The sequence below is a fragment of the Streptomyces sp. NPDC006476 genome (assembly GCF_040612015.1).
In the GTDB taxonomy this organism is placed as follows: Bacteria; Actinomycetota; Actinomycetes; order Streptomycetales; family Streptomycetaceae; genus Streptomyces; species Streptomyces griseorubiginosus_B.
In genome coordinates, this window is sequence record NZ_JBEXPK010000138.1 from 1 (window position 1) to 10,455 (window position 10,455).

A 10,455-nucleotide genomic window follows, 5' to 3' on the forward strand; every position below is an offset into this window, starting at 1 on the left:
GCGCGCCCTCCAGCGCCCGCACCAGGCCGAGGCGTTCCCGCCCGCTCCACGCGTACTTGGCGACCGCCACCTTGCTGGATCGTCCCAGCGCCTGCACCAGCAGCTTGTACGGCTTCGCCGCCACCGCGCCGTCCGGCGTCAGGTAGTAGCCCTCGCCGATCTGGATCGGGTCGATCGACTCCAGCGGCACGAACGCGGCGATCTCGATCGCCTTCGCCGTGGGCAGCGGCAGATTGCTCAGATCCTGGTCGCTGATCGGGACGACCTGGTCCTTCGCGTACTCGTACCCCTTGCCGATCTCCGCGTTGCCGACCTCGCGGTCCTCCAGCTCGCAGATCTTCTTCACCCGCACCCGGCCCATGTCTTCAAGGTGGTACTGGTGGAAACGGACGGAATGGTCCTCGGTTGCGCTTACGACATGGATCGGCACCGTCACCAGGCCGAAGCTGATCGCACCTGTCCAGATCGTTCGGGGCATGACGAGACCTCCGCGATGGGCCCCGAGCTCCACTTCAGCCTAGAGGCAGTAGCCCCAAGCGGCAGTTCTACCGTTCGCCCCCTTCCGATCTCTCCTGCTCATGGACGCCGGTACGCAGCCTGGCCCTCCAACGAGCGAGGGCGAGACGCTCACGGGAGGGTTGATCCGACGGACCGAAGAGCGTAGGCAGCGCAGCGCTCTATGGGGGCTCCGCAGCAGACCGCTGGCTGGGCTTGATGGTGCTGTGGTGCGCGGTGCGGGCGCTGAGCAGTGTGTCGGCGGCTTCCGGCATGCCTTCGTCCCGGAGGATGTCCGCGAGGCCATTGACTTCCCATGGGGGTGCCTGCCGTGCGACGTGACGGAGTAGCGCCTGGAGGTGGTGGTCGCGTCCGGCTGTGATGAGGGCGCGGGCCAGGTCGGGCACGACGTCTTCGAGGTGCTGGTGTCCGGCGTTGTGGGTGAGGAGCGCGGGGATGTCGTCGGGCTGGTCCCAGGCGTGCAGGAGTTCGGTGACGAGTGGCTTGGCGTCCTCGTGCGTCAGGGGCAGCCGTACGGTGAACCGGGCGCCTGCCCGGTCTTCCCGGCTGGGGGCGAGGGTGAGGGTGCCGTGGTGGAGTGTGGTGATGCGGCGGGCGATGGCGAGGCCGAGGCCGGTGCCCCCGGCGTCGCGTGTGCGGGCGTCGTCGAGCCGGCTGAAGCGCTCGAAGATCGTCTCCTGGTGTTCGGGCGGGACGGGCGGGCCGTCATTGGCCACGTCGAGCAGGGCTTGGCGGCGTTCGTGGTCCAGGGTGAGTGTGACAGTGATCGTGGTGGCCGCGTGGCGTTCGGCGTTGTCGAGAAGGTTGGCCAGGACGCGGGTGAGCAGGCCAGGGTGGCCGGTCACGGGCGCGGGTTCGTCGGGTGCGGTGACGACGAGACTCAGATGCTCGGGTACGTCGCGGCGGGAGACGGTGTCCTGGATTAGGTCGGTAAGGTCGACCTGCTTGGTCAGGAGGGTTTTCGAGTGCGGGGCCTGGGCGTCGAGGCGGGCCAGGAGCAGCAGGTTTGTGGTGATGTCCTGGACATGAAGGGTGTCGTGCAGGGCGTTGCGGGCGGCGTTGGGCCAGTCGGTAGTCTCAGACGCGGTCAGTGCGAGTTCTAGTTCGGCGCGCAAGCAGGCAAGTGGGGTGCGCAGTTCGTGGGCGACGTCGGAGGTGAACTGCCGTTGCCGGACAGCCGCCGTATCCAGGCGGTCGAGGGCGTTGTTCATCGTCGCCACCAGTTGCGTGAACTCCCGGCCACCGCGCGCTGTCGGGATGCGCTGGTCGAGGCTGCTCAGGCTCAGGGCGGCGAACTGCTTTTGGATCCCGTCCAGCGGTTTCAGGGTGCGGGTGACGATCAGCCACGTCCCCCCGGCAGCCAGAAGGGTGAGCACCAGCGTGCCGCCCGCCAGCCACCACACTGTGGTGTTCAGGCGTTGCTGGTCTGCCCAGACGTCCGGGGGGAACGTCCAATCGTCCTGCACAAATGACGTGACGTCGTGCTGGTCGGTCCAGGGCCACAACGAGAGGTGTTCGCCTTGGATCCGGGGGAGCGTGTTGCTTGGGTCGGCGGGCGAGTCGTGAGGGGGGTCGACGCAGGACGTGTTGTCAGGTCCCGCTGCGCACACGGGTGATTCAGCCACCACCTCGGACCTTGCGTCGTTGGTGGCCCGTTGGATGGCCGAGGCCAGCAGTGAGTTGCGCACCGCGAAGGCGGTGGCCATGGCGGCCAGCGTCAACAGGACGGCGGCGAAGGCGGTCGCGGCCAGTGTCAGCCGCAGTCGCACGCTGCCTGGGCCGCGTTCGGTTCCGCGTGTCCGACGACTCCTCAGCATGGGCTGTCCGGGGCAGCGTCGAGCCGGTAGCCGATTCCCCGGACGGTGCGGATGGATCGTCGTCCGAAGGGCGTATCGATCTTGCGGCGTAGGGCGCTGACGTAGACCTCCACCACGTTGACGTCTCCGTCGAACCGGTCGTCCCAGACGTGGTCCAGGATCTCGCTTTTCGTGACCGTCTGGCCGCAGCGCCGCGCCAAGTACTCCAGTACCGAGAACTCCCGGGCCGTGAGGGCCACCGGTACGGTGCCGCGACGGCAGTCGCGGGCCGCGGGGTCCACTTCCAGGTCGCCGACGCACAGCACGGCAGGGCGTTGCGGCTGTCCGCGCCGCATCAGCGCCCGCAGCCGGGCCAGGAGGGTGACGAACGAGAAGGGCTTTGTCACGTAGTCGTCCGCGCCGACGTCGAGCCCTTCGGCCTCATCGTACTCGCCGTCCATCGCGGTCAGCATCAGCACCGGAGCCCAGATGCCCGCCTCGCGCAGCCGGCCACACACCCCGTATCCGTTCAGGCCCGGCAGCATCACGTCTAGCACGATCGCGTCATACGGGTTCTCGCTCGCCCGCTCGAGCCCGGACAGCCCGTCGTGTGCAACGTCGACTGCCCATCCCTCGCCGACCAGGCCGCGCCGCAGCAACTCCGCCATCCGCCGGTCGTCCTCAACCACCAGTAAGCGCATGACTCCAGCATGCGGCAGAGAGCCTGTGGCCAACCTGAAGAACCACACTGCCATGGGGAGTTGACGCACGGGCCTTCAGGAGGCTTCAGCTTCTCCACAGCCACCCGCTGCCACAGTCGACGCCGGGCACCAGCCGGTCGGCTACACGGTCGGCGCAAGAACCGGTGCTCTCGGATTTTTGGTCTGCAACGAGAGGAATCACGTGAAGACGCGCAACCGCGTAGCGCTGGCGATGACCACCGGTGTCACCGCCGTCGGCCTGGCCCTGGCCGCGCCGGCCGCCCAGGCGGACATCGCAGCGGCCTACCATCCGGTGGTCGCTCACTCTGTCTCTGCTCCCCTTCAGGCTCAGGGGACGTGGCACACGATCTGGCAGTCCAAGTTCAAGCCCCGGCACTCGAAGTGGGTTTCCCAGCCGTTCGGTGTCCACGACGGCGTCATCAGCTTGAGTGTCAAGTACCAGTGCTGGAACGGCGGCGACGGCACGAAGATGACGGTCAAACTGATCGACACCCACAACTTGAACAAGACGGTGAAGAAGAGCCGGGCGTACTGCAACGGTGCCTGGCACGCGTTCCAGACCGAGGACGTGACACCGAGCACACGCTACAAGATCGTCACTCAGCAGGACCACGGCCGCACGCACACCGAGCAGGTCGGTGTCTACGAAGAGGACTGACCGGCAGCCACGTGCTGCCGTCTGCCCTACTGGGGTTTGCGAGCGATCGGCAGGGTGTCTGGCCAGCGCGAGGGGACTGGCCAGGGGCCGAACCGGCGGGGGTACTGCGACGTCGGCAGTTGATCGCCGAGGACTCACGAAGTAGGTCGCTTGCTCGCTCCCTTGCCGCTGGGCAGATGAGGTCACATCAGACGGCGAAGCCTCGAGCCCGCTGCAGAGCCGGGGCTTCGCCGTCATTACGAGAAAGGTGCCTGGGGACCGGCGGCTGCAGCAAGTAGCGCACAGCGGCCCAGTCAGTCGAAGGAGCCACGATGCCGGCAGGGCCGTGGCTCCCAGAGGCAACTACTGCCATCCATCCTCGAAAGGACCCACTGTGAGCGGACCCAGGCGCCGTCGGGCGGAACAGGACTTCGAAGAGTACGTCCGCACAAGGCACGCCGCTCTGCTGCGCAGCGCACACCGCCTGATGGCCGACCCGCTTGACGCTCAGGACCTGTTACAGACGGCGCTTACACGAACGTACCTCCGCTGGGACCGCATAGCGGACAAGCAGCTCGCAGACGCCTACCTGCGCCGCGTCATGATCAACACCCGCACCGAATGGTGGCGCGCCAGGAAACTACAGGAGCTTCCCTGCGAGCACCTGCCGGACACGGGCATCGACGACACCACGGAGCATTACGCTGACCGTGCCTTGCTGCTGAACATCCTCAATGTGCTCACTCCGAAACAGCGCAGCGTCGTCGTGCTGCGGTACTTGGAGCAGATGACGATAGAAGAGACGGCCACCGCTCTGCGCCTGTCCCCCGGAACGGTCAAGAGCACGCTGCATAGGGCGCTCGCCCGGCTCCGTCAGGAACTGGAGAGCCACGCCCCCGATTCACTTTCAGCATCACCCGCTGGTCCTGCACCGCGACGGCGCGACCATGCTCGTGGAGAGATGCATCATCCCCCTGTCGTTCCGGCCGTTGTGCAGTAGCTGCGCTACTTGTTGGCCGCGGACGACAAGTGACCCGTCTCGCTGAAGGTGAGCCATGTCGGGGCTGTGACCAGCGGTGGTTCATGTTGAGCAAGACGGAGGGCGGCCGGCGTCCCGCTCAATCTGAATTCTGAGCGCCCGAACCTGCCTCACGTTCGGCGGCGAACTCGTCGAGAAGCTGGAACAGGACCTTGATCGCGTGCTTCTCGTGGTCGGGCGACAGGTCGGCGATGTTGTTCCAGCCCTCTGGGAGCGCAATATGCACGACCTGTCCGGGCCAGGCATGGTTACAGCTGCGGCCGCGGCGGGCGACAAGCCACTCGTGCCAGCCTGTGAGCCCCTGTTCGCCATGGCGCATCGCGTGCTGGTCGTAGCCGGTGAGGAAGGCGGTCAGCCGTTGGAACGAGGAGGCTGTGCCGACGAACATGCCAGGACGCCGGCCGACGCAGGCGAAGTACTCGCGCTCGCTCATTGCCCTGATCGGTCTCACCGGTCTCCTTCGCAGGTCTGGCGCGGATCCGGCTGCGCACCGTGCGGATGCCGACGGTCGTTCCAGTGTCGTCTGAGGGCTTCGAGTTCGGTGCGGGGGGAAGTTCTCGCCAGGCCCGGGGCCCCGATCGCCTTCCGGGCCGCCTGGCGTTGTCCTGTCTCAACGAAGTTAGTCGTCCACCCCTGCGCTGACCTGCGTGGACTGGATGGGGTGAGACGCGGAGACTTGGTTCGTTGAGACAAATCTCGGCCCGCTAACGCAGCTGCGCGTTCCGATGCTGCTCGCCCGCCTGCTCCAAGGCGGCCTCGTAGGCGCGCAGGGCGGTGATGACTGTGGCTCGTTCCGCGGGGTCGAGTCCGCGCATGACGCGTTCCCAGGCAGAGGCGCTGCCGGAGAGCCATTCGCCGATCGGTGCGGCGTAGGCGGCGGCGATGGCGATGATGCGGCGGCGGCGGTCGGTGGGATCGGCGGTGCGTTGCAGGATGCCTGGCCTGGAGAGCTCGCTGACCATGAGGCTGACGGTCGTCGGGGCCAACTCCAGCCGAGCGGCGAGCTCGTTGATGCTGGTGGGGCCGTCGTACTCCAGGTGGGCCAGCAGTGCGAGGTGTCGCGGTGCCAGGTCCAGACCCTGGAGTGCCGGAGGTATGGGCAGGCGCTTGGCGCGGCCCACGAGCCGTGGCATGAGCAACAGCAGGGTGCGGACGGCCTCATTGACGGCTGGACCGTCCGATTCCGTGGACATCAGCGACCTCTTCCAGATACCTTTAAAGATAAAGGCTTTGTATTCAAATGGAACGAGGTCCACTATGCCGCATCTGACCGTCCACCTTCCAGAGAACAGGCTGACCGGGAACGAACCCACGCTCGTGGCCGCACTGACCGACGCTGTCGTCGACGTCTATGGCGAATGGGCCCGCGACCTCGTAAGCGTCCGCCTGGCCGGAGTACCCGCAGGCCGTTTCGCGCAGGGCGGCAAGGCCGTGGACACAAACGCCTCGGTGATCTTGGGCGTCCGCGCTGGCGTCTTCGACCGCCCCGACGCCGGCCAGATCACCGCGCGCCTCGGCACCGCGCTCACCGACGCGATCACGCGCGTCATCGGCGACGACCTCCGCGCCGGCACCATGGTCGAACTCGTGGCGTCACCGCCAGAACGTACCTTCGTCGGCGGCGCCCTCACCGTGTGACCCCCCATCTGGGCCACCTCACGACCCGGCTGTACTCAGGCTCAGCAGCGGTAGTAGGGGTGGAACGGGCTCCTCGAACCCGGCCCGTCACACAGTCCCGCAGCGGACGCCGACGGCGTCCGTGCACCGCGTCCACGTACGACAACTCGATGCACGGGCCCGCCTGCTCCACCCCAGCCGGTACAGCCATCCAGCACCCCCAGCGCGCTCAACCGCGCGACTAGGTTCGCTGAGACAGAAGCCCGAACGACTCGGTTCATTGAGAAAGCGACTCGATTGAGCGAGACGGGACAGGCACCGCTCCTCCCCCGCCTTCTTGAGCGGTGGGTGCCGCAGGATGTTCTCGAACTCTTCTGGATCCTGCTGCTGAGCTACCCGGCTCAGTACCTGGAGCATCTTGAAGAAGTCTGGTCGCGCCATCTTCTCGGCCAGATGCATTGCGATGAAGGATGGGTCGTCGTACGGCAGCGTGCGCGGCTGTTCTGGAGAGGCCACCGGTTCTTCCCGTAGAGAGGCTTCAGCGTGAGATCGCGCTTGCGGTACGGGCTTTTTCTCGCCGGCCTCCTTGTCGCGTTCGCCTGCCCGCCTCGCGGTGGCGGCCTCGACTGCGGACGCGGCCGCTTTCGGCTGCCTTCCCGGCCGGCGGGCAGGCTTCTCGGCTTCCTTGCGCGCCCGTTCAGCCTTCAGCGCTTCGAGCGCCGCCTGCCGCTGGTCGGCCGGCTTCTTACCGACCGCGCGCAGCAGGTCGATGGGCTCCTGGCCGATGCGCTCCTTTAGTTCGTCGCTCAGGTCGAGCAGTGCCAGCCGTTGCGATACCCATCCCTGGGAGCGATGTAGCCGTTTGGCCAGTGCTACCTGGCTGCCGTGGATGGCCAGGAGACGTTGCAGTGCGCGGGCTTCGTCGAGTTCATCGAGGTCTTGGCGATGGATGTTGGCGACGAGGGCGGATTCGAGGACTTCCTCGGAGGTGGTGCCCTGGTCGTCGCTGACCATGACCTTGATGGTGGTGAGGCCTGCCTCGCGGGCGCCGGCGAGGCGGCTGTTGCCGTCGACGACGACGTAGGTGGTGTCGGGCTCGAGGCCAGCAGCGTGTTCGGGGTTGGCTTTGATGTAGGCGTCGCGGTTCATGACCGTGATCGCTTGTTTTTGGCCGTGGGTCTTCAGGCTGCCTGCGAGGTCCGTCAGATCCCCTAGGGATGTGCGAGGGTTGTCGGGGTTGAGGCTGATGCGGTGAGGGGGGAGTTCGGTGGGCGGGGCGACTCCGTCGGTGGGGACTCCGGTCGCGGCAGCGACAGCCTGCCGGCGTGCGCTGACGGGGCGGGCGGTGCTTCCGAAGCGGCCGGCGCCCAGCTGGTCGGCCTTGGTCATGCGATCTCCCGGGCCAGTGCGCGCATGCCGATCGCCTGCTGTGATTTGGGCGCGTATGACAGCAGGGGTTGTTTCACTCGGACTGCCTCTTTCTGTTCTTTCAGGTCGCCGATGAGGCCGACGACCCGTGGATCCTTTATGTCGACCCACCCCTGCAGGGAGGAGGTGGCGATGAAGCCGCGGCGGGAGTCGTAGAGGTTGACGACGATGCCGAGGTAGTCGATGTCGACCTGCAGGTCGTTGCGCAGGTCTTCGATCTGTGTGGTGAGCAGTTCGTAGGCGTCGGCGGAGCTGTCCTCGGCATGAACGACGATCAGGGCACCCGACTGGCCGGGTTTTCCGCCGTCGCGGCGGCCGTAGTAGGCGGCGGCGTCCATGCTGAGGCCGAGGCTGGGCGGACAGTCGACGACGATGACGTCGTAATCGGCCTCGAGCGGAGCGAGTACACGTTCCAGGGCGGCTTCCCGGGCCCGTACCGCCGAGAGGCGAACGTCGAGGAGGAAGGCGTCGTTGCAGGCGGGCAGCGAGTGGAGCCGGCCGCCGAACGTTTCGTTGATCTGGTCCTGGGTGACGTGATGGCGGATGGGGAAGTCGCCGATGGGCGGGGAGCGGGATCAGTTCGCCTGGCGGTAGCGGTCGACGATCGCGGTGCGCAGCGTCGGGGCTGACGCGCCGAGTGCCGACAGGATGGCAGGTACCTGGCCGCTCTTCATGGCGATGAGGCCGAGGGCGAGGTGCTTTGTGCCGATGTCGGTCTCGTGTTGAGCCTGTGCCTCGTGGACGGTGTTGGACAGGCTCTCTTTGGCGTGTGGAGTGAAGGGGATGTGCCCGGTGGGGCGGGCTCCGTCGGTCTGGTAGAGGCCGGCGGGGGCGGGGGTGGGTGCCGTGAGGACGGTGCGTCGGGCGCGGCGTTGGCTGCGCCAGTGGCGCGGGGGTACTGCGCGCCGCGGGTTGAACCTGGAGGGGCGAGGTGGCCGGTGCACGGTCCGGCCGGCACGGGCGAGGGCTTCTGGTCCGAAGGATTCCTCGATCCTGGCGCGGACGGCGTCGAGATCGATCCCGATCGAGGCCAGCGCGTCCCGGTTGAGGGTGCCGAACAGGAGGGACCCGGCACCGAGGCCGACCTGGCGGACGATCTCCTCCTCGACGCGCTGCGGCGTGAGGCCGTGCTCGCGCAGGACGAAGCTCGCGGGCTGGTCGGCCAGGGCGAGGGCGAGCAGGAGGTGTTCGCTGCCGATGTGGTGGTGCCCGAGCCGGCGTGCGTGCTCCTGGGCGTGGACGACGACGGTGCGGGCGTCGGGGGTGAAGTGTTCGAACATCATCGCCTCCCGATCAGCGGGCCGTACTTGCGGTGCACGGTCTGCTTGGTGACGCCGAGCCGCTGGGCGATGTCCTGCCAGGACCATCCCAGTTTCCGCGCGTTGTCGACCTGGAGGAGTTCCAGCCGTTCGCTGAGCTCTCGCAGGGCGGCCACCGCGCGGAGCCCGACTTCGGGGTCATTGCTGGCGGCGCCCTCGGCGATTTCGAGTGTTGTCTGCATGCCCGTCAGCATATGCTGACGGCTGAGTTTTCGTCAACATATGCTGACGATGCACGGCGAGTCCGAGAGCCGCGCAGCCCCGCCGTCTCTGACTCACCCCCACGCGCCAGAAACACGAAAGGGCCCCGGCCTCCGTGGTTACGGAGGCCGGGGCCCTTGGGGTGGTGCTGTCCGCCGTGGTCGGCGTCAGGTGGTGATGCGCAGGCGTCGGGCGCTCACGCGGCGTTGGCTGAAGTGACGGCGGCCGCCAGGAGCGCAGCGGTGTCGTTCTCGTACGGGTCGTGGTAGGCCGCGTGGTCGGAGACGTGGAACACGGCCCCCTTTACGGTCAGCTTGCATCCCGGGACAGCGGTGTCTGCCTTTCCTTCCTGAGGTCCGCGGCGGCGAGGTTGCCGATCTCGCGTTTGACCAGTGACCAGATGCCCTCCTGTGGGTTGAGGTCCGGGGCGTAGGCGGGCAAGTGGAACACGGTGAGCCACTCGGCGTTCGCCTCGATGAACGCACGCATGCCAGCGGTCAGGTGCAGGCGGAGGTTGTGGGCTGCTGCCAGCTCCAGCCGTGCCGCGGACCGAACAGGCCGCTAGACCCAAAGATGACCAACCCTCTCTCACCCATCCCGTCCAGGAGCGTCGCCTCAGTCAGCGGTTGGTACTCATAACCGATCAGCCCCGCTGGGACGCCGACCTCCCGCAGATCGGCGGCGATCTCGGCAGGCACCCCTGGTGAGCAGCCGATACGGACCACGGCGTACTGGGGCAACGGCAACGGCGGGAAGTCGCGGATCACGCGAGCATCATCCTCGTGCTCCGGCCACACCGGGAAGGCGCGAGCCGGTTCCTGCCACGCTGCGGCGGCCCCCGACATCACTCAATCAAGTTCAGTACGTCGCCCACCATCTGAAGATCGCCGGGCGTTCGGACCAGCTGTTCACCGAGGACGCCCTCACGCTGATCCACACGACCTCGCGCGGCTACCCGCGAGCGGTCAACAACCTCTCTCTCCAGGCCCTCGTCGCCGCCTTCGCCACCGGCAAAAACCTCGTTGACGAGGCAGCCGCCCGCGCCGCCGTGAGTGAGGTGGTCGGCGACTGAACGAACCTGCTACTGAAGAGGGATTCCAGGAGCTCTCCGCGCCATCCATATTTCGCTCGCGACGTCCGGCGCGGCGCATCTACGGTTTCAGCGTGACCGCCACACCAG

At 67.2% G+C, this 10,455-nt stretch carries 13 protein-coding genes and 1 pseudogene; 3 read left to right on the plus strand and 11 right to left on the minus strand.

What is annotated here, in order from left to right:
- The 3 genes from ABZZ74_RS50555 to ABZZ74_RS50565 form a co-directional block, all read right to left on the minus strand.
- Positions 1–478, minus strand: a 478-nt coding sequence (locus ABZZ74_RS50555) for a Ku protein (protein ID WP_356950886.1), incomplete at its 3' end; no start/stop codon positions are given.
- A 199-nt stretch (positions 479–677) separates the two neighbouring features.
- Positions 678–2,285 (minus strand): HAMP domain-containing sensor histidine kinase, encoded by a 1,608-nt coding sequence (locus ABZZ74_RS50560; RefSeq protein ID WP_356950887.1) that lies wholly within the window; start codon positions 2,283–2,285, stop codon positions 678–680.
- Positions 2,286–2,326: 41 nt separating this feature from the next.
- Positions 2,327–3,013 (minus strand): response regulator transcription factor, encoded by a 687-nt coding sequence (locus ABZZ74_RS50565; RefSeq protein ID WP_356950888.1) that lies wholly within the window; start codon positions 3,011–3,013, stop codon positions 2,327–2,329.
- A gap of 202 nt (positions 3,014–3,215) precedes the next feature.
- On the opposite strand from ABZZ74_RS50565, the gene ABZZ74_RS50570 reads away from it, so the two are divergent.
- Positions 3,216–3,692, plus strand: coding sequence for a hypothetical protein (locus ABZZ74_RS50570; protein ID WP_356950889.1), 477 nt, complete (start codon positions 3,216–3,218; stop codon positions 3,690–3,692).
- A gap of 373 nt (positions 3,693–4,065) precedes the next feature.
- Positions 4,066–4,671 (plus strand): SigE family RNA polymerase sigma factor, encoded by a 606-nt coding sequence (locus ABZZ74_RS50575; protein ID WP_356950890.1) that lies wholly within the window; start codon positions 4,066–4,068, stop codon positions 4,669–4,671.
- 118 nt (positions 4,672–4,789) lie between these two features.
- Here ABZZ74_RS50575 and ABZZ74_RS50580 read toward each other — a convergent pair whose 3' ends face one another.
- Positions 4,790–5,143 carry a hypothetical protein gene (locus ABZZ74_RS50580; RefSeq protein ID WP_356950891.1) on the minus strand — a complete coding sequence of 118 codons (354 nt, stop codon included), beginning with the start codon at positions 5,141–5,143 and terminating at the stop codon, positions 4,790–4,792.
- A gap of 271 nt (positions 5,144–5,414) precedes the next feature.
- Positions 5,415–5,903: a helix-turn-helix domain-containing protein gene (locus ABZZ74_RS50585; protein WP_356950892.1), complete on the minus strand. Its 489-nt coding sequence runs from the start codon at positions 5,901–5,903 to the stop codon at positions 5,415–5,417.
- Here ABZZ74_RS50585 and ABZZ74_RS50590 point away from each other — a divergent pair.
- The gene (locus ABZZ74_RS50590; RefSeq protein ID WP_356950893.1) at positions 5,896–6,348 is read left to right on the plus strand and encodes a tautomerase family protein; all 453 of its coding nucleotides are present in this window, start codon (positions 5,896–5,898) and stop codon (positions 6,346–6,348) included. The genes ABZZ74_RS50585 and ABZZ74_RS50590 overlap by 8 nt on opposite strands.
- A gap of 87 nt (positions 6,349–6,435) precedes the next feature.
- On the opposite strand, the gene ABZZ74_RS50595 is transcribed toward ABZZ74_RS50590, so the two are convergent.
- The 6 genes and pseudogenes from ABZZ74_RS50595 to ABZZ74_RS50620 form a co-directional block, all read right to left on the minus strand.
- Positions 6,436–7,716, minus strand: coding sequence for a ParB/RepB/Spo0J family partition protein (locus ABZZ74_RS50595; RefSeq protein ID WP_356950894.1), 1,281 nt, complete (start codon positions 7,714–7,716; stop codon positions 6,436–6,438).
- Positions 7,713–8,270, minus strand: a pseudogene (locus ABZZ74_RS50600) (ParA family protein); the annotation flags it as partial. The pseudogene ABZZ74_RS50600 and the gene ABZZ74_RS50595, both read right to left, overlap by 4 nt.
- Before the next feature lie 60 nt (positions 8,271–8,330).
- Positions 8,331–9,038, minus strand: a complete 708-nt coding sequence (locus ABZZ74_RS50605; RefSeq protein ID WP_356950895.1) for a Clp protease N-terminal domain-containing protein — start codon at positions 9,036–9,038, stop codon at positions 8,331–8,333.
- Entirely contained in the window at positions 9,035–9,256 is a 222-nt protein-coding gene (locus tag ABZZ74_RS50610; RefSeq protein WP_356950896.1) for a helix-turn-helix domain-containing protein, read from the minus strand. The genes ABZZ74_RS50605 and ABZZ74_RS50610 overlap by 4 nt, the downstream gene beginning before the upstream one ends.
- A 328-nt stretch (positions 9,257–9,584) precedes the next feature.
- Positions 9,585–9,764: a transposase gene (locus ABZZ74_RS50615; RefSeq protein WP_356950897.1), complete on the minus strand. Its 180-nt coding sequence runs from the start codon at positions 9,762–9,764 to the stop codon at positions 9,585–9,587.
- Between the two features lie 8 nt (positions 9,765–9,772).
- The gene (locus ABZZ74_RS50620) at positions 9,773–10,042 is read right to left on the minus strand and encodes a hypothetical protein (RefSeq protein ID WP_356950898.1); all 270 of its coding nucleotides are present in this window, start codon (positions 10,040–10,042) and stop codon (positions 9,773–9,775) included.
- Positions 10,043–10,455 lie beyond the last annotated feature (413 nt).